The 22692-nt window shown below is 54.4% G+C and carries 22 protein-coding genes; 11 read left to right on the plus strand and 11 right to left on the minus strand.

The window, feature by feature from the left end:
* Nucleotides 1–192 precede the first annotated feature (192 nt).
* Nucleotides 193–1038 (plus strand): exosortase V, encoded by an 846-nt coding sequence (gene xrtV / locus K0O24_RS16280; protein WP_246611058.1) that lies wholly within the window; start codon nucleotides 193–195, stop codon nucleotides 1036–1038.
* Nucleotides 1039–1057: 19 nt separating this feature from the next.
* On the plus strand, nucleotides 1058–1732 hold the full coding sequence (gene epsI / locus K0O24_RS16285; protein WP_343211250.1) for an exosortase-associated protein EpsI, V-type: 675 nt from the start codon (nucleotides 1058–1060) through the stop codon (nucleotides 1730–1732).
* A gap of 1 nt (nucleotide 1733) precedes the next feature.
* Here the strand turns inward: epsI and K0O24_RS16290 are convergent, their stop codons facing one another.
* Entirely contained in the window at nucleotides 1734–1982 is a 249-nt protein-coding gene (locus K0O24_RS16290) for an XrtV sorting system accessory protein (protein WP_219893737.1), read from the minus strand.
* Nucleotides 1983–2105: 123 nt separating this feature from the next.
* On the opposite strand from K0O24_RS16290, the gene K0O24_RS16295 reads away from it, so the two are divergent.
* A complete protein-coding gene (locus tag K0O24_RS16295; RefSeq protein WP_246611060.1) occupies nucleotides 2106–2957 on the plus strand; it encodes a SurA N-terminal domain-containing protein in 852 nt (283 codons plus the stop codon).
* 39 nt (nucleotides 2958–2996) lie between these two features.
* On the opposite strand, the gene K0O24_RS16300 is transcribed toward K0O24_RS16295, so the two are convergent.
* Both K0O24_RS16300 and K0O24_RS16305 read right to left on the minus strand, forming a co-directional pair.
* Entirely contained in the window at nucleotides 2997–4181 is a 1185-nt protein-coding gene (locus K0O24_RS16300) for an O-antigen ligase family protein (protein WP_219893738.1), read from the minus strand.
* Between the two features lie 285 nt (nucleotides 4182–4466).
* Entirely contained in the window at nucleotides 4467–5186 is a 720-nt protein-coding gene (locus tag K0O24_RS16305; RefSeq protein ID WP_219893739.1) for a glycosyltransferase family 25 protein, read from the minus strand.
* A gap of 192 nt (nucleotides 5187–5378) precedes the next feature.
* Between K0O24_RS16305 and K0O24_RS16310 the strand changes: the two genes are divergently transcribed.
* From K0O24_RS16310 to K0O24_RS16320, 3 genes are read left to right on the plus strand one after another with little or no spacing between them, the layout of a single operon-like run.
* Entirely contained in the window at nucleotides 5379–6629 is a 1251-nt protein-coding gene (locus K0O24_RS16310) for a glycosyltransferase family 4 protein (RefSeq protein ID WP_219893740.1), read from the plus strand.
* Nucleotides 6630–6638: 9 nt separating this feature from the next.
* Complete coding sequence (locus K0O24_RS16315) at nucleotides 6639–7703, plus strand: Gfo/Idh/MocA family protein (protein WP_246611210.1); 1065 nt, start codon at nucleotides 6639–6641, stop codon at nucleotides 7701–7703.
* Nucleotides 7700–8698 carry an NAD-dependent epimerase/dehydratase family protein gene (locus tag K0O24_RS16320; protein WP_219893742.1) on the plus strand — a complete coding sequence of 333 codons (999 nt, stop codon included), beginning with the start codon at nucleotides 7700–7702 and terminating at the stop codon, nucleotides 8696–8698. The genes K0O24_RS16315 and K0O24_RS16320 overlap by 4 nt, the downstream gene beginning before the upstream one ends.
* 10 nt (nucleotides 8699–8708) lie before the next feature.
* On the opposite strand, the gene K0O24_RS16325 is transcribed toward K0O24_RS16320, so the two are convergent.
* Both K0O24_RS16325 and K0O24_RS16330 read right to left on the minus strand, forming a co-directional pair.
* Nucleotides 8709–9722, minus strand: a complete 1014-nt coding sequence (locus K0O24_RS16325; RefSeq protein ID WP_219893743.1) for a glycosyltransferase family 2 protein — start codon at nucleotides 9720–9722, stop codon at nucleotides 8709–8711.
* Entirely contained in the window at nucleotides 9719–11071 is a 1353-nt protein-coding gene (locus K0O24_RS16330; RefSeq protein WP_219893744.1) for an oligosaccharide flippase family protein, read from the minus strand. The genes K0O24_RS16325 and K0O24_RS16330 overlap by 4 nt, the downstream gene beginning before the upstream one ends.
* Before the next feature lie 114 nt (nucleotides 11072–11185).
* Here K0O24_RS16330 and K0O24_RS16335 point away from each other — a divergent pair, with 114 nt between their 5' ends.
* Both K0O24_RS16335 and K0O24_RS16895 read left to right on the plus strand, forming a co-directional pair.
* On the plus strand, nucleotides 11186–12280 hold the full coding sequence (locus K0O24_RS16335) for a glycosyltransferase family 4 protein (RefSeq protein WP_219893745.1): 1095 nt from the start codon (nucleotides 11186–11188) through the stop codon (nucleotides 12278–12280).
* Nucleotides 12281–12330: 50 nt separating this feature from the next.
* Nucleotides 12331–12465, plus strand: coding sequence for a hypothetical protein (locus K0O24_RS16895; RefSeq protein ID WP_281421682.1), 135 nt, complete (start codon nucleotides 12331–12333; stop codon nucleotides 12463–12465).
* A gap of 143 nt (nucleotides 12466–12608) precedes the next feature.
* On the opposite strand, the gene K0O24_RS16340 is transcribed toward K0O24_RS16895, so the two are convergent.
* From K0O24_RS16340 to K0O24_RS16355, 4 genes are all read right to left on the minus strand, one after another.
* Nucleotides 12609–13571 carry a UDP-glucuronic acid decarboxylase family protein gene (locus tag K0O24_RS16340; protein ID WP_219893746.1) on the minus strand — a complete coding sequence of 321 codons (963 nt, stop codon included), beginning with the start codon at nucleotides 13569–13571 and terminating at the stop codon, nucleotides 12609–12611.
* Nucleotides 13572–13700: 129 nt separating this feature from the next.
* Nucleotides 13701–14726, minus strand: a complete 1026-nt coding sequence (locus tag K0O24_RS16345; RefSeq protein WP_219893747.1) for a glycosyltransferase family 2 protein — start codon at nucleotides 14724–14726, stop codon at nucleotides 13701–13703.
* Between the two features lie 10 nt (nucleotides 14727–14736).
* Nucleotides 14737–17148 carry an NAD-dependent epimerase/dehydratase family protein gene (locus K0O24_RS16935; RefSeq protein ID WP_343211251.1) on the minus strand — a complete coding sequence of 804 codons (2412 nt, stop codon included), beginning with the start codon at nucleotides 17146–17148 and terminating at the stop codon, nucleotides 14737–14739.
* 234 nt (nucleotides 17149–17382) lie between these two features.
* The gene (locus tag K0O24_RS16355; RefSeq protein ID WP_219893749.1) at nucleotides 17383–17724 is read right to left on the minus strand and encodes a hypothetical protein; all 342 of its coding nucleotides are present in this window, start codon (nucleotides 17722–17724) and stop codon (nucleotides 17383–17385) included.
* A 38-nt stretch (nucleotides 17725–17762) separates the two neighbouring features.
* Here K0O24_RS16355 and K0O24_RS16360 point away from each other — a divergent pair, with 38 nt between their 5' ends.
* On the plus strand, nucleotides 17763–18773 hold the full coding sequence (locus tag K0O24_RS16360; protein ID WP_219893750.1) for a DUF1996 domain-containing protein: 1011 nt from the start codon (nucleotides 17763–17765) through the stop codon (nucleotides 18771–18773).
* A 15-nt stretch (nucleotides 18774–18788) separates the two neighbouring features.
* Here the strand turns inward: K0O24_RS16360 and K0O24_RS16365 are convergent, their stop codons facing one another.
* Nucleotides 18789–19358, minus strand: a complete 570-nt coding sequence (locus K0O24_RS16365; protein WP_219893751.1) for a hypothetical protein — start codon at nucleotides 19356–19358, stop codon at nucleotides 18789–18791.
* A 158-nt stretch (nucleotides 19359–19516) separates the two neighbouring features.
* Between K0O24_RS16365 and K0O24_RS16370 the strand changes: the two genes are divergently transcribed.
* Together K0O24_RS16370 and K0O24_RS16375 are read left to right on the plus strand one after the other, a co-directional pair.
* Nucleotides 19517–20686, plus strand: coding sequence for a DUF1996 domain-containing protein (locus K0O24_RS16370; protein ID WP_219893752.1), 1170 nt, complete (start codon nucleotides 19517–19519; stop codon nucleotides 20684–20686).
* Nucleotides 20687–20782: 96 nt separating this feature from the next.
* Nucleotides 20783–21961 carry a glycosyltransferase family 2 protein gene (locus K0O24_RS16375; protein WP_219893753.1) on the plus strand — a complete coding sequence of 393 codons (1179 nt, stop codon included), beginning with the start codon at nucleotides 20783–20785 and terminating at the stop codon, nucleotides 21959–21961.
* Nucleotides 21962–21975: 14 nt separating this feature from the next.
* Here K0O24_RS16375 and K0O24_RS16380 read toward each other — a convergent pair whose 3' ends face one another.
* Nucleotides 21976–22602 (minus strand): WecB/TagA/CpsF family glycosyltransferase, encoded by a 627-nt coding sequence (locus K0O24_RS16380; protein ID WP_246611061.1) that lies wholly within the window; start codon nucleotides 22600–22602, stop codon nucleotides 21976–21978.
* Between the last annotated feature and the right edge of the window lie 90 nt (nucleotides 22603–22692).

Below are 22692 nucleotides of genomic sequence, written 5' to 3' on the forward strand. Positions count from 1 at the left end.
ACAAACCGTTCAATTCATTGCAATGACGGCGGCACTTCGTTAAACTTTTTGCTCCAAAGGTCAGGCCGCCTCCTTCAAGGGTCGCATTTCGCCATTGGGTGGGAGGAATTTTGTGACGGCAATGGTTTGGGCTGAAACGCCTTTGAGGACCTGTTAGTGCAGATTGCCCAAAAATCTTCTTTCCTGAATTTTGTGAAGACCAATTGGCTGTTGTCGATTGGTCTGGCCGCGATCCTTGTTCCAACAATGCTCCTTGTGGCCCAGCTCAGCTGGGGAACCGAACAGGGTGCTCATGGCCCAATCGTTGTCGCAACCGGACTCTGGCTTTTGGCACGGCAGTGGGGGCGGATTGAAACGGTGATCGAGCCGCCGCCTGCCTATAAGGTTGCCCTGCTCTTTATACCGCTCCTGGGCCTCTACTTTCTCTCGAGCGTGACCCAAATCATCGAAATTCAGGGATTTCTGATGTATGGCCTGCTTGTCACGACGCTCTACAGCTTTGTTGGGGCGCGTGCGATCCGTCGCTTGGCCTTCCCGCTATTCTATCTTTTGTTTGCTTTCCCACCACCAGACACAGTTGTCGCCATTATCACCCAACCCTTGAAGATCGGTATTTCAAAGGCCGCTATCGAGCTGCTTTACGCGCTCGGCTATCCCATTGCAGGTGCAGGTGTGACAATCCAGATCGGGCAGTATCAGTTACTCGTCGCCGCTGCGTGCTCCGGCCTGAATTCGCTCATATCACTCTCGGCCATATCGCTGTTTTACGTTTATGTGAGACATGAGCTGGATTGGGAATACGCTGCCTTGCTGATCCTTGCGATCGTGCCGGTCGCGATTTTTGCAAATCTGGTTCGTGTCCTCATTTTGATATTGCTGACATATCATGCAGGAGAAGCGGCTGCGCAGGGCTTCCTTCATAATTTTGCTGGCATGACGATGTTTGTTACCGCACTTTTGTCAATATTTGCGCTTGATGTCGTGGCAGAGCCCCTTTGGCGGCGCTACGTAAAGAAAGAGACACGTGATGCCGCGTGAGACGGGGACCGAGTCCGCAATGACTTCGCAACTTACGCGTAGACATTTGCTGATGGGAGCGGCGCTGACGGCAACGGCCGTGGTCGCTTTTGCGCGTGAACCCCGCGAAACAATGCGTCGCTTGAAGCCAGGCGAATTGGAAAGCATGATCCCTACGCAGATTGGCCAATGGAGCTTCGAGACCAGAAGCGGATTGGTGCTTCCGCCCGACGACCCGTTGGTCAAGAGCCTGTATAGCGATGTACTGACAAGAGTTTATGTGTCAGATGACCGCCCGCCGGTGATGCTGCTTATTGCCTACAGCAATACGCAAAATGGAATGCTCCAGCTTCACCGGCCAGAGGTCTGTTATCCGGCAGGCGGCTATTCCCTGACCGAAACCAAGACCAAATCACTCAACCTTGGCCCTGGAATCCAAATTCCGGCGCGCTTCTTCAGCGCGGAAAGTCCATCCCGCACCGAACAAGTCATGTACTGGACACGGATCGGATCTGAATCACCAACCAGCTGGATCGAGCAGCGGACTGCAGTCATACGGGCCAACCTCAATGAAATCATTCCTGATGGCATATTGGTCAGGGTTTCGACCGTGCTTCCGGATTATGGCAGTGCAGAGCCCGTGCTTCGCGAGTTTGCTTCGGCAATGATCCAGGAATTGCAACCAAATGGTCGCAAACTGTTGATCACAGGCTGAATCAGTCCTTTTTCCAGCCTTCGTATGGACGCAGGACAATCCAGACAAAGACAAGCACGAATGTTAATGTGAGGCCCGCCCAGACCTCATACCCTTCGTTCCCAAGGTAATTGCCAACGGCACACCCCACAGAAGCGGCAAGATACTGCCAGAGATGGTCCCTTGGTTCGGCTTCGGACGAACGCTGGAGGAAAAGCACGATCAGCCCGGCAAATATGGCAACCGAAACCCAGTCAAAGATGGTTTCCAACGCATTCCCCCATTGCAAATCTGAAAAATTGTAGCCTATCACCAGCTACCACATGAAGGCCGGTCCGGGCAACAGAGGGCAAAATGCCCTTCTGTCCTGAGGGGGTTAAGCTGGAGATTTGTCGTGAAATCGAGTTTGAGAACTGCAACATATATTGGACTTGTCGCTGCCCTGCTGGCGACAACAGGCTGCGGAAAGAAGGCGACTGGTCAGGTTGTCGCGGTCGTCAATGGCGAAGAAATTACGCTGGACGAGCTTAATTCCGAACTGAACGGTGTGAACTTGCCACCAAACGCAGACAAGAAGCTGGCCATGCGCCAGTTGCTGCAACAAGTGATTGACCGCCGATTGCTGGCCCAATCTGCAAAAGAACAGGGGTTGGACAAAGATCCGGCGTTCATCACCCAGCAGCGCCGCATGACTGAAGACCTGCTGGTGAGGATGTATGCAAAGAAGTCGGCAGATACGATTCCCGTTCCGACAGCTGCCGAAATTGACAAATATATCGCCAGCCACCCGATGGCCTTCGCCTCGCGCACACGGTACAAGCTGGACCAGATCCGGTTTGAACTTCCTGCGGATCCCGGGCCATTGCTCAAGGCGCTTGAAGCGGATCATTCCATGGATGCGATCATGGCCCGGCTCACGTCCATGGGGATCAAGTACCAGCGCGGGAGCAGCGCACTTGACTCCGGCACTGTAGCACCGGCGGCGCTTAAGCAGGTCACGTCTTTGCCCCCAGGCGAACCGTTCATTACGCCGACTGGTCGCGTTGTGGCCGTCAGCGTCATTACTGGCACAGAGCCGATTACAGTCCCTGCCGAACAGGCGCGTCCCCTCGCAGTTCAGGCCATTCGCAATGAAGCTTTGAACAATATCGGGGAAAAGCGCCTGAAAGAAGCGCGAGCCAGCGGAAAAATCGAATATCAGCCAGGCTATGAAGCGCCTGAGGGCAAGGCTGCTGCCGCGAAATAAGGATTGACGATAGTCCCGGGAATGAAGTGGCTTGAGCGATCAAGCCACTTCGACTCCGTTCGCAACAGCAGGCTGCAGCTCATTCTGCCTTGCAGACTTTGCAAGCAGGCCTTTCTCAACCGAAATCTGGCGTGCCAAGCCCGCTATCATTCCAGCATCCATGGCAAACATCACTTGCACCGGGTACACCACAAAAATCCATTCGTAAAAGCAATGGGTGACCACGACGACCAGACAGACACCAAGGCCAAGAAGCAGATCGCCGCGCGGGTCCCTTCTGTTTTGCCATGCGGTTCGAAATGCTATTCTGATTGGCGTCAGCAAAAGCAGGACAAAGACGGCCAAGCCCATAAAACCGGTTTCAGCCCATACGAGCAGATAGGCATTGTGGACATTGGCCCCCCTACTCCCATAATTCCAAACCACACCGGCCCGATCGGAATAGCCTTGCGTGTTGGCAACCACGACATATTGGTTCGATCCAACGCCCATCGGATGGTCGGCTATCATCATTCTGGCTGCACGCTCGAAAGCTGCCCTTTCATCGTAGTCGGTTGAGATTGGAGCAACCGCAAACCGCTCTTGCAGTGAAGACAACGCCAATGGTGCCGCGACGGCCAAGCCAACCAGACCAAGCCCGACGATCATCGATTTTCGAGGCGTTGGTTTGCGCGCAATCGAAAGAACAAGCAGAGTCACGAATCCAAACGCTGCAAGACCCAAGGTAGCACGTGACGCGCCAAAAATAACGACGATGGCTCCTGCGATGACGCCGTAAAGCGGCGCACGCTGTTTACCGTCAACCATAAGCATTGCGAGAGCTGGAAATACAACAAAATGGGAGATCATGCCCAAAAGATTCTGGTGACCAAATGTGCCGCTTGCTTGCGTGACTCCCGACAGCTTTTGGTCGATTGAAAAGCCCGCCTGAAAGCAGATCCCCAGAACCATGCCCCGAATGAGAGCCGAAGCGCCTCGCGGATCCTGACAGATTTTTGAAACAGCCGCAAAAATCAGCAGGACACGTGCCAATTGCCATGCATAGAAAAACGCAGCCATCGGGACCGCCGAATAGATCATCGTTGTCAAAACAACGCCGATGTAAATGGGGAGTATTTTCAGTATGGGCGACGGAACACGGACGTTTTGATAGCGAAGAAAAACAGCCAAGGCGACAAAATCGAGGAGTGAAAGCTCAAGGCCCTTCACATAGCCCGGCCACATTGCCCATGAGATTGGGCCAATAATCAGATGCCAGGGATCCATAACAAATGGCAGAAAGCCCATCGCCGTCCATACGATAGGCGCGCGTTGCGGGTTCGCTCGCAACCAACCAATAAGGATTGGCACGGATGCCATAAACAAGAGGAGGGCAACCCATTTCATGCTGGTCTTAGCTCCTCGCCTGAACACGCCTTGGTTCTGCAGATGGATCGATGCTTAATCGACAAGGCACCGGTCGCAAAGTTCAAATTGCAAACCCAGTTGGCGTTTTGCATGTGTCTACAATCAGTTTGCGAGAGTTGGCCGAAAGAGATTCTTTATCGATCTCTTCACTGCACGGCCAGCTGACGCACCTTGCCTGAAAACAGGCAGCCTGTCGTAAAAACGCAGTTCGGCAATATCGCTGCGAGACGGTCGCTGGTGACCAAGCGGTGGCCGCGCAAACAGGGTTGGGACATCAGGGTGTGCCCGCCTGAACCAGACGTACGCTCCATCAATCGGGGGATGAATACCTTCAAAGGAGATCGAGCGAAGATAATCCGCAACAATGGGAACAATTGGAGCACTAAATCCCATCAAATGCGCGCCAATGATATCGCTCTCCAGCAGGTTGTCAGGATCTTTTGCATAATAACCGCCGTAGAAAATCGCCCAATCTTCATCCGGTACAAATTTCTCGGCACCTTCAACAAAATCGACATCGTCTTCGACTATCAGGACACTGTGTCCCCGTTTCGCAGCCTGATCGAGTATCGCCAGCTGGCTGTAAAAAACACCCCGAGCACCGGGTGAGGAAAATGGACCCGCGTCGGAAAAAGAAAGTGCATCAAAAAACACAACGCGCGGGTCATCTGCAAGTCCGACCCTTCGCAATTCGTCGATCATCTTCGCACGCCGATCTTTTCGCGAGGCGAGATTAATGATCCTGATTTCGTCGAAATTACTGAAAACCACTTCAAATCCCTGACGCAATTCCGTCTGCCGGACATGCCAATGCAAACTCATTTATGCTGCAGCTCATAATGCAGAAACCCAACTGAACCGTTACCGTCTGAATTGGGCAACGGGGTTGACTTCCGCAGTTTCGAATATCAAGCGAAGTCGAGTTAACGGGTCCTTAAACATAAAGCAGAAAGATCGCATTCTTAAAGCATTCCGGAAGGCGAGAGAAACCAGAAAATGCACGTCGCCTATCTCATGACGCACTATCCTAGAGTGGCGCTGACATTCATTTCAGGCGAAATTGATGCGATGGAACGCATGGGGCAACCCATAAGTCCCGTTGCGTTGAACCTGCCAGAAACTGCCGACTTGGCGTCGGAAGAAGCGCATCAGCGCCAGGCTGCGACATTTTACCTCAAAGGATCAAGATCGCGTTTGGCTGTCACAGTGGCGATTATGGCCGCCCTGCATCCGCTCGCAATGATTGCCACGCTGCTGATTGCGATCCGATCTGCGCGACTGGATCTGAACCTGATCCTTCGACGTATTGCGCACTTCTGCTATGCTTCGCTGACGGCAAAGTATTGCCGTGCCAATAACATCCGCCATTTGCACGCACATTTCGGGCAGACGCCGGCGACAATAGCGTGGCTGGCCTGTGAAATTCTGAACCGCACTTCTGACAAAGAGACAAGTTGGAGCTTCACAATTCACGGATTCCAGGACTTCGTGGATGATGCTGTAGCCCGGCTCGACCTCAAGGCAGCCTCTGCAGCTTTCATCATCTGCATCAGCGACTACACCAAATCCCAACTTTGCCGAGTGACGGATCCTCAATTCTGGAATCGCTATCGCGTGATTCGGTGCGGGATCGACCTGACGGCCTTCCCGATGCGCACCGAGATGCCTGATCGCGCTGTTCCCCGCATTGTCTCCGTTGCCCGACTATCCCCCGAAAAAGGTCATCTGATCCTCTTGAACGCCCTGAAATCTTTGGCCGATGAGGGCACACATGCAGAACTTCAGATCATCGGGGCAGGCCCCTTCGAACCAGCAATTCGGCGCGAGGGCGAACGGCTGGGGCTGGAAGACAGAATAATATATTCAGGCGAGCTTCTCCCGGCTGACGTGGCGCGAGAGCTTGGAGATGCCGATGTCTTCTGTTTGCCTTCATTTTCCGAAGGGCTTCCGGTCTCGGTGATGGAAGCCATGGCGATTGGTGTACCTGTGGTCAGCACATGGATCAGCGGCATTCCGGAGCTCGCAATCAACGAAACAAACGCCTTGATCGTTCCCGCCAGTAATACCGAAGCTCTCGCCGGCGCGCTCAAGAGGGTGATCACTAATGGCCAACTTCGCGAAACTCTGGCACGGAATGCGAGAACCGCTGTCGAGCGCATGCATGACATCACCACCAATTCGGAAATGCTTTTTCGGGAATTTCAGTCAGTTCTTAACACGAACGAGGCCATGGGCGTGCGCGACAATGCCAGTTCAGTTCGATAGGTCGTGAGTGTGGGTGGTCCTGAGAAATCCTTCAAAGTTGCGGTTATCGGCTGTGGTGGCATCGCAAACGAGCATTTGCCATTTTTGGCCAGCTCGTCGCGCGTGCATCTTGTGGGCGTTTGCGACACGGCCAAGGCAACAGCAAGATTTGCGCAAGCGCGCTTCGGAGCGGAAGGCTGCTATTTCGACGCCAACGAGATGTTGCAATCTGCCCGGCCGGATGTGGTTCATGTCCTGACGCCACCGCAGAGCCACGGCGCACTTGTATCCATGTGCCTGAAGGCCGGAACACATGTGATTTGCGAAAAGCCGATGTCCGCGACCGGTTCGGAAACGGCAGAGCTGCTCGCGCTGGCGGAATCGTGCGGTAAATGGCTCGTCGAGAGCCGCAACCTGCTGTTCAATGACAATGTTCGGCAAATAGACTCGCTGTTGCAAGCGGGCACTTTGGGCGCCGTTCGCGAGATCGATCTGCTGCTCTCGCTTGACCTGAATGCAGGGCCGTTTGGGGATCTTAACCTCGAGGGTCCTGGTGTGCAGTTGCCGGGCGGCGCTGTGCACGACTTTCTGCCTCACCTCGCCTATATGTTCCTGCATTACGCAGGGGAGCAGACATCGGGAGGGACTGTTTCAGGCACTCTTGATAACCTGAGCGGCAACAGCCGCGTTGGTTTTGATCACCTCGACGCGCTTGTCGCATATGGGACGTGCCGCGGCCGGCTGCGGATTGCCTCAGACCTGAAGCCGGACATGTTCCGGCTGATCGTGAGAGGCACCAAGGCAATAGTGGAATCGGATTTCTACAACCCCTATCTGCGGCTCCAGCGCGCCAGTGATTCCGGCAAGTGGGCACCCTTTGAGCAGGTGCGCTCAGGATATCGGTTGGCCAAGTCAGGCATGGCCAATCTTCGGGACAAGGTCCTTCAGCATGGGACTTACCATGGCATGCCAAGAATGCTTGATGCGATCTATGCGGCGCTTGCCAACGACGAGAAACCACCCATTTCGTCATCCGACATTGCTGCGACAGCTCGTCTTGTCGACCAACTGGTTGCCTTGGGGACTGCGCAATGAAGGTATTGGTTACCGGCGCATCGGGCTTCCTTGGAAATTCCGTCGTTCGCGCAGCCGCCGCAGCTGGCCATCAGGTGATTGCTCTTGTTCGTCCCACTGCGAATGTCGGGCGCCTGGCCTGGCCCGAGGTCGTCGAGGTCATTAAAGGCGATTTGCGTCAAAAGGGCGCGTGGCGCGACCACCTTGATATCGATGTTGTCGTGCATCTTGCTGCTGCCCCGTCAGGCGATCTTGCAACTCAATTCGCGGGCACTGTGCAAGCGACTGAGAACCTTGTGGACTGTCTGCCCCTCAAGGCACTGCGCCGATTTGTCCACATCAGTTCATTTTCGGTTTATGATTATTCATCCCGACCAAGGCGGAGAACCATTGACGAAACGGCCGCCCTTGAACCGAAGCCCGAGGCTCGGGATGCCTATACGATCACAAAAATGTTGCAGGAACGCCTTGTTGCCGAGAGATGCGAGGACGCTGGACTCGAGTGCATCATCATCCGTCCGGGGGCAATATACGGGCCGGGCAAGGACTGGGATTACGGCACAGCCGTAAGCTTCAAATCCCTTGACCTTCTTTTCGGACCTTTTGGCGCATTCAGACTGACGTATGTGGACAATTGCGCAGATGCGATTGTGAAAGCGATTGACGCGGATGTTGGTACAGCACGCGTCTTCAATATTGTTGACGATGACTGTCCATCGCTCTGGAAATTCCACAATGCCTGCCGACGCGCGGGAGCTCACACGGGCTATGTGGTGCCCATTCCTTGGGTCTTTGTCGCAGCCCTCGGTCGATCGGTCAGGCTCCTGAATCGGCTGGCTTTTCGAAACCGCGCGAAGCTTCCTGAATTGCTTGAATATCGGCGCCAGCAGGCCAGGTGGAGGCCCCTGCGTTACTCAAATGCACTGGCCAGAAAGGTGCTGGGCTGGACCCCCTCCATCGGGCTTGCAGAAGGTATCGCTCGCATAGTGGCACTGAAAAAAGACCCTGCAGACTGAAAGCGTCAGGTCATTTGTACAGGATGGCTGATCGCTGTCCGCCCCTGCTTGCCATCAAGACGTACCTCGCAACGCCTTGCAGTTCCGGGAACTTTGCCAGCATTGCAAAAAATGCATAGGACCAAGCTGTGGTGTGCATAATCCCATGTCGCAGTGCGATCCGAGTGACCTGCAGGGCATAGATTCCAAACAGACCAAGAATGAACCGCAGGTCATGAAGCGCTGCAACGAAAGTTATTGCTGGCAGAATGCCAGCCCAGATGACGGCCCGCCGGATTTGTTGGCCGTAAAGGGCAGTGCCCTCCCCTTTTCGTGTTGCCGACCAGACCTGCGCATAGCCGAATCCGCTTCGCACCCCGCGCATCCACCATTGGGACAGCCGATACATCGCCGCGTCGTGAAATGTCATGTCCGCGTCCAGACGCCAAATCTTCCAGCCATCCGCCCGAAGCCGATGGCAGAGTTCGGGTTCCTCTCCGGCAATCAGGACATCGCTGAATCCGTTGACGTGACGAAACGGGCCAACACGGACCAGGGCATCACCACCACAAGCGTCGGCTTCGCCAACAGGCGTATTCCATTCAATGTCACAGAGCTTGTTATACTGGGACGCGTCAGGATGCTTCTCTTGCCGTCGACCGCACACAATCGCGACCTTCGCATGGCGATCCAGAAAGTCCTGGGCTTTGGAAAGCCAGTTCGGCGCCAGTTCGCAGTCGCCATCAACAAACTGTACAAAGCCAATATCCGGGCATTGATGGACAAGTAGTTCAAATCCTTCATTGCGCGCCCTGCCTGCCGTAAATGGCCTCGTCAGATCAAGTTTGACAATGCTGGCACCGCGCTTTTCGGCCTCCCGCACACTATCGTCAGTCGAACCGGAGTCGACATAGACGATGGCCGCCACCCCAGCGAGCTTAAGAGAATCCAGGCACCGAATGAGCCTGTCCCCTTCATTCCTGCCGATCACGACGACACCAACGCGGGCCACATTCTCGACATTGACAGACCCATCGAGAGTCATAGCCGGTCAAGACCCCAAAGGCTCATCAAGCCGTCCGACAATCCAACAGACCACAGCAAAGTCCGCCAGACTATAATCATTCCGCACATTGCGAGAGTAATCAGCATGTCTTGCCGCATGAACGAAATATGTTCGCGCTTCTGTGCAGCCAGCAACGGAATATATTTCACAAGATCCGAAGAGGCCATGACCCCGATCGCGCCGGCGACACCAAAATATACGACCCCGATCGGCAGGCCGACCGCAAGCCAGACGAGCTTCACCAGGTTTGCCATCGCCCCATAGGACGGACGGCCAACGCCTAGCAGCACGGATTCGCTAAGCGTGCACAGGATCGAAAACCAGACGCCAAGAGCGAGCACTGGCAGCATAAGCGCTGCAGTCTTGTATCGATCATCATAGAGCAAAAACACGATAAGATCCGACGAAGCCACAAACAACGAAACAAGCGCAGCCCCTCCGAACAACATCGTCGTGCGACCCCGCGCAAGCTTTTCTCTGAGCACACCCTCCGAATGCCCGGCAGCAGCCACCATCGGAAAGATGATGAGGCTGCCAATGCGCGCCATGAGCAGGCTGATGACATCAGCGAGCGATCGCGCGACGCCGTAGATACCGAGAATTTGGAATGGTAGGCTTCTTGCAAGATAGAGCCGGTCGAAGTTCATCGAGAGAAAATAAACTATGGTTGAAAGGAGTATCCATTTCCCAAAATGTATAATCTCCTTGGCATAAGGAATTGAAAAAACAAACTTGTGCTTTACGCCTTTTACTATAAAAAAACTTCCTGCCATTGCCACAGAACTTGATATGATACCACCGTATACCAATGCCCATATAGTTGGTGTTATAACTGCGCATATTATGTGAATGATCATCGTTGATACAGCAACGAAAATATCGTATATGCTAACAGCCCTGAGATTTAACCTCTTCTGGGCGATAAATCTGCTTATAGATTGGAACCCAGTAAAAATAAATATCGATGATATAACCGGAACTATTTTGTATATTGTCTGACTATTGTAAAATTGCGAAATTGGATAGGTGAATGATATACATATTATAGCAAGTATAATTCCTCTTAATATTTGCAATATCCATGCAGTATTATAAAATGCCGGATCTTCACCATTTTTGTTGCTGATAATGTTCTGGCCAATTCCGATATCCGACAAAAGCTCAACACCAGTCCGCAAGGTGTTAACGATGAGCATGATTCCAAAAAGTTCTGGAGCCAGCAAACGAGCCAGCACCACATTGTTGACCAGCCTGAAGGCTTGTGCGACGGCATAGGAACCGGTTGTCCAGCCAAGACGCTCAGTGACGGAACGCGACAGAATTTTCATGAGTCAAAGAGATCTCGAACAGGTTCGCCAACACGGTTCTTTTCAACACCGTAAACTTCCGTCGAACAACGGTAATTTGGCAAGCATTGCTGACGCGTGCCGCGAGGAGACACAATGAGGATCTTGTTCGCGCTGCCCGGTCTACACAAATATGAACGAGGCGCGGAAGTCGCGCTGAATGCGCTGGCAACCGAACTTGCAGTTGGCGGAGATGATGTGACCCTCATTGGTTCAGGCGATCCAAAGCCGTCGCAACCATATCGATTTCTCCGTGCACGGTCGCTCCAGCGCGAGGGTTTCGAACATTTTCCGTCCTTACCCGTTTTCCGTAGCGAAACTGTTTATGAGGAAGCAAGTTTTGTGCCCGGATTGTTGCGTCGGTACCGGCCTCGGGACTTTGATATCACTGCAACCTGTTCCTATCCGTTCACGAATTGGGCCTTGCGGCGTCCATCCTTCCATGGGAGCCGACCCCCGCATGTTTTCATTACGCAAAATGGCGATTGGCCGGCCCAATCCGACAAGTCCGAATATCGCCTCTTTGGCTGTGAAGGACTCGTCTGTACCAATCCCGACTATTACGAACGCAACCAAATGCAATGGACTTGCGCATTAATTCCCAACGGTATTGATGTAAATCTGTTTCGCCCGGGGCCGTCAGCGCGGGAGAAATTTGGACTGCCGCAGACAGGGCAGGTCATCCTCATGGTCAGCGCCTTGATCCCATCCAAGAGGGTCGCTGACGGTATCCGAGCGGTCAGCCAATTGCCTGAAGCCCATCTCGTTGTTGCAGGCGACGGCCCATTGCGCGACGAGATACGACAGCTTGCTGAAGAGTTGTTGCCAAATCGATTTACGCGTGTGTCGGTTGCGGGGCATGAAATGCCCCTGCTCTATGGATCCGCAGACGTATTCCTGCATCTGTCCAAGGAAGAGTCGTTCGGGAATGTCTATATCGAGGCGATGGCCTGCGGACTGCCTATTGTGGGCCATGATACGGCACGTCTGAGATGGATTGTAGGAGATAACGAATTTCTGACTGACACGACGGATATCGCGGCTGTCTCAAAGCAATTGACGGAAGCCCGCTCAAGTTCCGCAGAACAAAAGAAGGCGCGCCTCGCTCGTTCATCCGACTTTTCGTGGTCAAAGGTCGCGGCCAAATACCGGACCTTTTTTGAGCAAGTCATCGAAAGCCGGAAACAGTAGATTCGATTTTCTACCGATGCCCTTGCCTATTTTGAGGCCGTTGCAGCCTGATGCCTTTTCATCAGTTCGACCTCGACTTGAGTTTCCCTGAGGCTCTGGATCGCATTCATCCTCTGCACACTGTCCTCGACGGGCTTGTCGCTGCACACGGGAGCTTCGGCACCCAAGGAGTGATCATGGCCTGAGCGAGTCGCATGTGTATCCTGAGACGTCGCGAAAAAAAACGTTCCCAATGCCGATGCGAGGGCAACTTTTCTCATGTCTCCCATCATCATTGATGCTTCCTTCCTTGCTTCGAAAGCGGCCTCAAAAAAAAGAGGCGGCACCCCTAATCGAGAAAATCCCCGCTGCTGAAATACTCGATTGTCTTCTGCAGGCCTTCCCGCAATTGTACTTGCGGTTCCCAGTCCAGATTTGCCTTTGCCAGACTGATGTCGGGGCAACGCTGCAAAGGATCATCTTGCGGCAATGGCCGATAATCTATTTTGGATTTGGATCCCGTCAATTCAATGACCAATTCGGCCAGTTCCCGGATCGTGAACTCGTTAGGATTGCCCAAATTCATTGGCCCCGTAAAACCGGCAGGGCTGTCCATGAAGCGCAGGAACCCTTCTACCAGATCACTCGCAAAGCAGAAACTGCGGGTCTGGGATCCGTCGCCGTAAACAGTAATCGGTTCCCCCTTCAAAGCCTGCATGATGAAGTTAGACACGACGCGGCCGTCCGATGGATGCATACGGGGACCGTAGGTATTGAAAATCCGGACGACCTTGATGTCGAGGCCAAGCTGACGATGATAATCGAAGAACAAGGTTTCAGCGCAGCGCTTGCCTTCATCATAGCACGACCGGATACCGATCGGATTGACGTTTCCCCAATAGGATTCGACCTGCGGATGAATTGAAGGATCGCCATAAACCTCGCTCGTCGACGCTTGAAAAATTCTGCATTTCAGGCGCTTGGCGAGGCCCAGCATATTGATTGCACCATGGACGGACGTCTTTGTCGTCTGCACGGGGTCATGCTGATAGTGAACCGGTGATGCCGGGCAGGCCAGGTTGTAGATCTCGTCCACCTCGACAAAAAGCGGAAAGCAGACGTCATGACGAAGGAATTCGAACCGCGGATGCTGATGCAGATGTTCGATATTGCGTTTGGAACCGGTGAACAAGTTGTCGACACACAGGACGTCATGCCCCTGCTCGAGAAGCCGGTCGATCAAATGAGAGCCAAGAAACCCGGCACCGCCTGTTACAAGCACCCGCTTCTGAGAAAAATAGTTACGTCCCACGCAAAAATCCTTGTCTGATGTGTTCAAAAAATGCGCTTTACGCTTCCTAAACGGAAAAGCAGAACGGAATGGTTAACAAGACTTGCAGTAACCACAAGATTTCATGCCACTGCTTTAGCCAGGTCGCCTTCAGGCTGCGATCGAAGCCATGTAGCTGGATGGCGTACGCAGGTGAAGCTTGGTAGTCACTTGCACGAGAACGAACGTCGCCGTCGCGTAAATGTGGTAGCACCAGTGCATCGCCATAGCCACAGCGAGCCCGGGAAATGGGAGGCGCTTGGCAAGAAAGCTAAAAAACTTCCGGTTTCGGAATCCGTAGGCCAGGCAGAAGCAAAGCATTGCGATGCCGGCCGCCGATCCGAAAAATGGGACTGCCAAAAGGCAGAGCAGCGATGCGACGGCCATGAATGCTGTAATCCGCTCACCCGTCGCAACATTGAGATCAAGGCCCTGCGTTCGGCCGTCGGCAATCAGTTCGGACCAGGGATAGGCCCTTCGCACTACGTCGGTATGCCAGACGCGCCAGAGGCTCCAATCCTTGCAGTGGGTGCCAAAGGCACCATGAACCAACCGAATTCTGTAGCCTTTTGATTTGAGGCGGACACCGAGCTCGACGTCTTCAATGCTCGGGTGCGAGAACAGGTCCGTATCGTACCCCCCGAACTTCAGGAACGTCTGACGGTCAATCATTCCGATGCCCGACCAGAATGTCGTTGCTTCGCTTGGGCCATTCTGATGCACGAAATGGTGCCGCAGGTTTGCATAGAGACTGGTGTAACGGTCTGAACGCGGATGATCGTCGTAGGAGCCAAAAGCGGCAATCGCCCCAGTTTCGGAGATTTCCTGCGCAAGTAGATCGAGGACATCCGGAGCAATGACGACATCCGCATCGACAAACAGCAGCAAATCCGCCGTCGCCGCCTTTGCTGCAGCATTGCGACCATAGCCGGGCCCCTTGGGCCGACCTTCATTTCGCAAGATCTTGGCACCCGCCGCCTTGGCCATGGCATTGGTATCGTCGGTGGCGCCGTCATCATAGACAATCAGTTCATCCCCCGGCTGCAGCGCTACGCGAATAGCGTCGAGGCAAGGTCCGATTGTCGCCTGGGCATTGTAGGCCGGCACAATCACTGTCACGGATCGACGCTTGCCCATTTGCAGCCCGTCAGAATGCGCGAGACCGGGTCAGGTCCGGCGCAGCCTCAATGTCTTCATGGTATTCCTTTTCCACGTTGACACTCCAAAGGTCATTGGATGCACCGAGAACGTTCTTGACCGCCAGCATCGCCGTCAACATCGAGTGATCCTGATTGTTGTAACGATGCATGCCGTTGCGACCGACAACCTGCAAGTTGCTGAAACCGGCCAGCCAGCCGCGGATCATGTCCAATGCTTCACGATAGTCCCCGTCATACACCGGGTAAGCCTTTGGCTGGCGGATCACCGTACCGTCGACAACAGCAGAGGCTTTGGCCAGGCCAAGCCATTCCAGCTCGCGGGAAGCCTGCTCGATCAGTTCCTTGTTGTCCCGTTTCCAGAGTTCATCATCGATGTTGCAGAAATATTCCATCCCGATGCTGGTCCGATTGGGATCGGGAACCATATGCTCCGACCATGAACGGAAATTCTGGATGCGACCAACTTCGACTTCCGGACTGTGGATGTAGACCCAGTTGTCCGGGAAGAGATCACGACCTTCGAGGATCAGTGTCACGATAAGGAAATCGCGATACTTGAGCTTGCGCGCGGCCGCTTGAATTGCTGGCGGTGCCGGCGGATCCATGGCGAGAACAAGCGCCGCTATGGGCATCGATGAAATGAACTGGTCCGCTTCGAACGTATACTTTTCGGGACTATCCCCCGTGGTTGTGACTTCGAAGCCGGTGACACTATCGTCGTCATGGAAAATACGAGTGACGCTTGACAGCATCCGAACTTCGCCGCCCTGTGCCTCGACGCGGTCGCGAAATGCTTCCCACATCATGCCGGGCCCGAGACGCGGGTAATCAAACTTGTCGATAAGACTTGTCGTGTCATTCTGCCCAGTCAGGGCATTCAGCACAGCCTTGCGCAACGAAAGGTTCTTGATGCGCTGCGCGGCCCAATCGGCCTGCAGTTCCGTGCACGGCATTCCCCACACCTTTTCGGTGTAGCTCTTGAAGAAGTGCCAGAACAGGCGACCGCCGAAACGGTTGGTTACCCACTGCTCGAAATTTTCTTCTTCGGTGTGCGGATAGACCTTCCACTTGAGGTAGCTGAGCATGATCCGCGCAGATTCGTAAATGCCCATGTTGAAGAGCGCATTGAAGATTTTGAGCGGATAATCGAAATATTTGCCGCGATAGAAAATGCGGCTCAATCGCGGGCGGAGGAGGAATTCCTCTGGCAGCACTTCGCGCCACAGTGCTTCAACCGGCTTCACCTTCGTAAAGAACCGGTGCCCACCGATATCGAAGCGATAGCCCTTGTAAGTCTCGGTCCGCGCGATACCACCAACCTGATCCGATTCCTCGAACACGACAACGTGGTGGCCTTCGCTGTGCTTCTGGAATTCATAGGCAGCAGTAAGCCCGGCAGGCCCGCCACCGATGATGCCAACAACCGCCTTGCCCTTGCTTTGTGCCGGTCGGGCAACGCCCCCTGCACGCATTTCTGCACGGAACCAATCGATCGTGCTATCAAGGCCAGCCTTGAGCATGACTGACGGCTCCCACCCCAAAACACTGCGCGCCAGGCTGATATCGGGGCAGCGCACATGTGGATCGTCTTCGGGCAGTTGCTCATGCACGATGGTCGAAACGGAACCCGTCTTTTCAAGAACAATTTCGGCGAGTTCGCGGATCGAGAATTCATTCGGATTGCCAAGATTGATGGGGCCAATGCGTGCACCCGGAGCTTCCATCAACGCAATCAGGCCATCGACCATGTCGCTGACATAACAAAATGATCGAGTCTGCGATCCGGCGCCATGTATTGTGAGCGGATGACCCGACAGCGCTTGCGACACAAAGTTTGGAATAACGCGTCCGTCGCCAGCGTGCATTCTTGGCCCATATGTATTGAACAGTCGCGCAACGCGTATTTCGGTATTGTGCTGTCGGTGAAAATCGTAGCACAGCGTTTCAGCAACGCGCTTGCCTTCGTCGTAACAGGCGCGCGTTCCGACGCAGTTGACGGCGCCAACATAATCTTCCGGCTGAGGGTGAACGTCCGGATCGCCATAGACTTCACTTGTTGATGCCTGGAGGAAACGCGCCTCGTGTTTCTGACTGAATTGGAGCGCGTTCAACGTTCCAACAAAATTGGTCCGCAATGTTGCGACGCCGTCGCGCCGATATTCACGGGGCGATCCTGGGCAGGCAAGGTTGTAGACTCTGTCCACTGCAATGTCAGGCAACCCCTCGCAAATATCACCCTCTATGAAGTGAAACTTGGGATTCGTCTGAACGCCAGCGAGATTTTTCGCGCTGCCCGAGCCCAGATTATCGAAGCACCAAACTTCATGGCCAAGCTCTAACAGCCTGTCGCAAAGATGTGAGCCGATGAACCCGGCTCCCCCTGTAACTAGAATTTTCAAGCTTGCCCCCAAGTTTAAGGTACTGCCACGATAATGTTGGTTTGACTTATTCAGCTCCAGTTTGCGACTTATCGGACCTTCCTTAAAAAGCTGTTATCTCTAGCGCAACACAGCCATTCGGTGGCGCTGCTTTCAGGGGAAAGCAAGGCAAAAAGAGCCTTAATGTACAGATTGGTTGCGCCCGCGGATTTGGAATTTGTTAACCATTCTAACCGTATCAAACCCGTTAATTGCTCAAGTCGTCGCGTTGGTTCGGTTGCTGCCTTGCCAACACGCTCTGAGCAATCGAACGGCCACAGCGATTTGCTGAAGATGGCCATTTGGGAGTTTGTCCAATGGCGCATTCCAGGTGCCGGGCCATCGGGGCGGCAGATCGGGTATTAGAATTGTCAGTTTGGGAAAAAATGAAAATAAGGTCGCGCAACCTTTCATCGGCGATCCTCGTCGCGTGTTCTTCAATTGCCTTGGCATCATGCGGAGGAAGCACAGGCCAACAATCGGGCGGTTCAGCCATTCCGCCAGTTCCAGACCCCTCACCCGCGCCAGCCCCTTCACCGTCGCCTGCTCCAGCACCATCGCCAGCTCCCTCTCCTCCTCCACCGGGTTACGATCCGATGTCGGTTCAGCTTGCCGATGTTGCGAGCAATTTCGATGTGAATTCGGAGTTGGTGGCGGCCTGGGGTACAGGGGCGATCCCGCCGAGTGCCCTGCCTGATGTGGTGGGGGCATTCCGCTTCATCTGCAACGCGAGCCATTTGTCCTATGACGATCCGATCGTCTATCCGGGCCAGCCCGGCAAGTCGCACCTGCATCAGTATTTCGGCAACACGCTGGCGAACGCGAACTCGACCTATACGAGCTTGCGGACCACCGGCAGTTCCACCTGCAACAGTCCGCTCAACCGTTCGGCCTATTGGATGCCGGCGATGATGAATGACAAGGGCCAGGTCATCAAACCCGACTATGTGGCGATTTATTACAAGCGCAGGCCCAAGACCGACCCCTTGTGCGCCAAGATCGGTGTCGCCTGCGTCGATCTGCCGCGCGGACTGCGCTTCGTGTTCGGCTACAACATGCTCAACACGACCGACAAGCCAACGGGCGCCGGCTATTTCAACTGTGACGGGACCGGAGCCATTCCCGGTCACTACAAGGACCTGCCCACGGCACAGGCAAACTGCCCTGTCACGGCAAGAGTTGGTGCTGTCATATCCGCCCCTGAATGCTGGGACGGCAAGAACCTCGACAGCGCCGATCACCGCAGCCACGTCGCCTATTCGGCTTACATCGGGCAATCCTATGCCCAGTGCCCGTCAACCCATCCCTATGTCATTCCAACTTTCCAATTGGGCGCATGGTACAGCCAGGGGCCGGTCGCAGAACCGTGGCACCTGTCATCCGACGTCATGGCCGATGGGACAATGATGACCCCCGGCACGACCTTCCATGCCGACTGGTTCGGTGCCTGGGATTCCTCCGTGATGTCAGCGTGGAGCAACAATTGCATCAACCTGCTGCTGAACTGTTCTGGCGGAGATCTGGGCAACGGCAAGCAGATGAAAATGTATTCCGGCTTCACCTGGACTGCCAGCCCACGCATTGTGAATGCGCCTCCTCCGGGTTAACCCGCGACACCCACATCAATGTGAATCTCGAACGGAACTCGGATTGCGTCGTGCCGTGCGTCCCGCGCCAAAAGCACTCGCTGCAATAAGAGAGATTCCCCCGAGCTCAATAATCCAGTTGAACCGGGCGCCGAGAACGCCAGAATTCAAAATGCGATCAACGTGGTGAAACGATGCTGCTCGAATGCAAATAAACGCCCCGAGCAAAACGAAACCAGCCGCCGCCGCACTGATCTGCCCAGAACTTTTTCTAAGCAGAACCACTGTCGTAACTGCACCGAATAGCGCCAACAACGAGATCGTGATCACGAAAAGCTTCTGGAGTTCGCGGCGACGGCCATACCATCCCTCCGAATTGGCAAGGCCGCGCGCGAGGGCGGTCAGAAATGATTGAAGGTCCAACTGCTTGTTCAAGCCTAAAACCGCCAGAGCAATGGCCAAAATTGTCCAGAAGCGCTTTGCGTTAACATCCCTGCGCGACGCCAAGACGCAAAAGAACGAAGCCATGAAATAGGCAACCACGGTAAACCACCCCAAGAGGGACGGATCCCCGATCCCGGGAGACCAACCATAGATCATTTCCATCCCCCTATGCGGCCCAGAAAACTGTGATATGCTGCATTCGCATTGGAAACCATCCGCTAAATCTGGGCGCGGACAGGTTTGCGTCAGTTTCGGGAGACCCAAAAGTGATTGGCCCAATAAAATCAGCGACGCTGCCGCTGAAAAAGGGGTGCAGTTTTATGCGGTTTTTTTCAATTGTCGCTCTGTTTGTCATGGCTTGCTCAAATGTATCCGTTGCATTCGCCAAGAAGAGCGACACGAATGGATCTCTTCCCAACCCCGATATTGAGTTGCCCTCAATCCCCAGCAATTTCGATATAAAGTCGGAACTTGTACCAAGCTGGGGTTCAGGAGCCATTCCCCCGAGTGCCATCCCGGACGTTGTCGGTGCCTTTCGGTTCATCTGCAATGCAGGACAAATCTCGTTTGACGATCCGATCGTGTACCCGGGACAAGCGGGCAAGTCCCACCTCCACCAGTTCTTTGGAAATACAAGCGCTGACGCGTCCTCAACCTATGAAAGTCTCAGGACGACGGGCGACAGCACCTGCACCAGTCGCCTCAATCGATCGGCCTATTGGATGCCAGCAATGATGAATGGTCGCGGCCAGGTTGTGCGGCCTGACTTTGTCAGCATCTACTATAAGCGTCGACCGGCCAACGATCCGGAATGCAAACGCCAGGGAACTGCCTGCGTCGACATACCGCGAGGACTTCGTTTCATTTTCGGTTTCGACATGTTGAATCGCAAATCCCGCAGAACGGGAGGCGGCTATTTCAATTGCGACGGACCAACCGGAATTCAGGGTCATTATCCGTCAATCGTTGACGCCGCAAAGAACTGCCCGATAGGGAACAAGCTTGGAGCCGTCATCAGTGCGCCGGAATGCTGGAACGGCAAAGAACTCGACAGTCCGGACCACAGATCGCATGTCTCATATGGCAGCTATGGCGATGACGGTGTCTACAGATGCCCGCCGTCGCACCCCTTCATTATTCCGACTTTTACACTTGGTGCATGGTTCAGCGTGGATGAAACGCTTGATCGCTCGGGCAAGTGGAATGGCACTTTCGATAGCTGGCATCTTTCATCGGACAACATGCCGGGGATGCCAATGAAGCCAGGGACGAGTTTCCATACCGACTGGTTCGGTGCCTGGGATGATGAAGTCATGAAAATCTGGATGGACAATTGCGTAAACAAATTGCTGAATTGCTCAGGCGGCGATCTGGGGAATGGCCAGCAAATGAAAATGTTCAAGGGATTCCGCTGGATTGCGAATCCTCACCTCGTCGATCCGCCCCCTGCCCCCGTGAGTCCGCCTGCCCACGATATGCACGCAATGTAACCCGGCAGCCTCTCCCATGGGCACAAAGCTTGACCTGCGGATGGCGACCGCACATCAGGTCCATGTTACTGAGCACGATCGACCGGAGTTTTCGACATGACTGCAGTGGGCGCGATCATGTGGATCGCCGCTTTTCCAGTGATTTCAATATATGCAGTCTTCATCAACGAAGTGCTGCTTGGGCTCATTGCGCTACCAAGCAAGGTTGTTTCCGCACGCCCTGGCGCCAAAACAACACTCCTTATTCCTGCACACAACGAGGCCGCAGGCATTGCAAGTACAATTGCCCGCGTTCGACTTGTCCTGCCTTCGGGTTCTCGCATCCTCGTGGTCGCCGACAATTGCAGCGACGCAACCGCCGAGATCGCACGCGCAAACGGCTGCGAAGTGATCGAAAGGTTCGACTTGGAACGGCGCGGAAAGGGCTTCGCGCTTGACTTTGGGCGCGCACATCTCGCCAGCGACCCGCCGGACTGCGTAATAATTCTCGACGCGGATTGTATTCCCGATGAAGGCACGATTGAAAGCCTTTCGGGCAGCGCACTCTACTACATGCGGCCCGTTCAGGCCGTGAACCTCATGCGGGCTGGGCCCGATTCAGGACCGATCGTGCAGATTTCGAACTTCGCCTTCATGATCAAAAATCTCGTGCGTCAACGTGGGCTGGTCCGGGCGGGAGGTCCAGCAATGCTGACTGGAACTGGAATGGCTTTTCCTTGGGCCATTTTTGAAGGTCTTTCGCTTGCGTCATCGAATATTGTCGAGGACTTGGCTGTCACAGTCGAGCTCACCCGAAATGGTGTACGTCCTCTGCTGGTCGAGTCTGGGCGCGTCTGGAGCAATGCCGCGACAGCCCAGGACACATTGACGCAGCGTACACGGTGGGAGCACGGCTTTATCGGAACTGCAATCAAGCATGCACTGCCAAGCCTCGCGGCTGGTATCAAAAATGGCCAGCTTGCGTCTTTTCGATTGGGCTTGCACTTGCTTGTTCCGCCCTTGGCACTCCTGTTTTCAGTCGGCTTTCTGCTGGTTACAACGCTCTTCGTGCTGTCAGCCCTTGGCGCAACTGCAATGCCGGCCGTCGTGCTGGGAGCATTGATGAGCACAAGCCTTCTTCTTCTTTTGATTGCCTGGTGGAGAGATGGTCGCGACTTGCTTTCATTTCGCGCGATATCCAGGATTCCTCTCTACGTCCTTTGGAAGATTCCCGTTTACCTCAAGTTGGTCAAAGGCGCGGAAACGGAATGGGTGCGCACCAAACGGCCTGATTAGCCCATTAAGGCGGCCTAGAAATGGCGTTTCCACCACCATTTTGCAGTAATCGCGAAAATTCGGGGACCTTCGACCAAATAGCGGCGCCACAGACGTGCGGGATTGGAGGCAAGCCTGTGTGCCCATTCGAGTCCCATCTTTTGCATCCACCGTGGCGCCCGGTTTTGATCTCCCAAGAGAAAGTCAATGGATGCCCCTATGCAGAGACCGACCCCCGACGCATGGCCACGAACGAAGCAATTATGGGCAAGGATTTCGCTTTGGGGAGCCCCCGTTGCAAACAAGACCATCGAAGCGCCACATTCGCAAACAAAGTCCTCCGCAGTTTTCATGGCAGCCGAATTGGCAAGCATTCCCATAGGGGGAATATGCTGCACAAAATTGACACCGGGATAGCGCGCAGAAAGGCGAACAACTGTTTGGCTGTTGCCGCCCACAATTGCCACTCGATACCCGGGAGTCAAAACACGCTGAAAAATGGCTGCCGTAAGATCGCTCCCCGGCACAACGGGCAGATGGATGCTGCAGAGTGCCGCTAGGCCGGCAAGGATACGGCTGTCACAAAGCCGCAGTGCCGACGCCTCATAGGCCTTGCGGAACGCATCCGCAGTCGCACCGCCTGTTGCAGAACTAAGCTTCACAACATGATCTACGTTCGGTGTGACTATGTACGAAAACTTGGACAGGCCACCGCGCGAAGCGACATCAGCCAATACCTCATCGAACGAGAG

This window comes from Aquisediminimonas profunda (assembly GCF_019443285.1).
GTDB lineage: Bacteria > Pseudomonadota > Alphaproteobacteria > Sphingomonadales > Sphingomonadaceae > Aquisediminimonas > Aquisediminimonas profunda.

Coding starts and splice junctions, on each gene's coding strand:
- epsI (WP_343211250.1), top strand. CDS start 1,058: ATGACTTCGCAACTTACGCGTAGACATTTGCTGATGGGAGCGGCGCTG.
- K0O24_RS16300 (WP_219893738.1), bottom strand. CDS start 4,181: ATGTGGCCGGGCTATGTGAAGGGCCTTGAGCTTTCACTCCTCGATTTT.
- K0O24_RS16305 (WP_219893739.1), bottom strand. CDS start 5,186: ATGAGTTTGCATTGGCATGTCCGGCAGACGGAATTGCGTCAGGGATTT.
- K0O24_RS16310 (WP_219893740.1), top strand. CDS start 5,379: ATGACGCACTATCCTAGAGTGGCGCTGACATTCATTTCAGGCGAAATT.
- K0O24_RS16320 (WP_219893742.1), top strand. CDS start 7,700: ATGAAGGTATTGGTTACCGGCGCATCGGGCTTCCTTGGAAATTCCGTC.
- K0O24_RS16325 (WP_219893743.1), bottom strand. CDS start 9,722: ATGACTCTCGATGGGTCTGTCAATGTCGAGAATGTGGCCCGCGTTGGT.
- K0O24_RS16330 (WP_219893744.1), bottom strand. CDS start 11,071: ATGAAAATTCTGTCGCGTTCCGTCACTGAGCGTCTTGGCTGGACAACC.
- K0O24_RS16335 (WP_219893745.1), top strand. CDS start 11,186: ATGAGGATCTTGTTCGCGCTGCCCGGTCTACACAAATATGAACGAGGC.
- K0O24_RS16895 (WP_281421682.1), top strand. CDS start 12,331: ATGCCTTTTCATCAGTTCGACCTCGACTTGAGTTTCCCTGAGGCTCTG.
- K0O24_RS16345 (WP_219893747.1), bottom strand. CDS start 14,726: ATGGGCAAGCGTCGATCCGTGACAGTGATTGTGCCGGCCTACAATGCC.
- K0O24_RS16355 (WP_219893749.1), bottom strand. CDS start 17,724: ATGGTGCTGGAGCAGGCGACGGTGAAGGGGCTGGCGCGGGTGAGGGGT.
- K0O24_RS16360 (WP_219893750.1), top strand. CDS start 17,763: ATGTCGGTTCAGCTTGCCGATGTTGCGAGCAATTTCGATGTGAATTCG.
- K0O24_RS16365 (WP_219893751.1), bottom strand. CDS start 19,358: ATGGAAATGATCTATGGTTGGTCTCCCGGGATCGGGGATCCGTCCCTC.
- K0O24_RS16370 (WP_219893752.1), top strand. CDS start 19,517: ATGCGGTTTTTTTCAATTGTCGCTCTGTTTGTCATGGCTTGCTCAAAT.
- K0O24_RS16375 (WP_219893753.1), top strand. CDS start 20,783: ATGACTGCAGTGGGCGCGATCATGTGGATCGCCGCTTTTCCAGTGATT.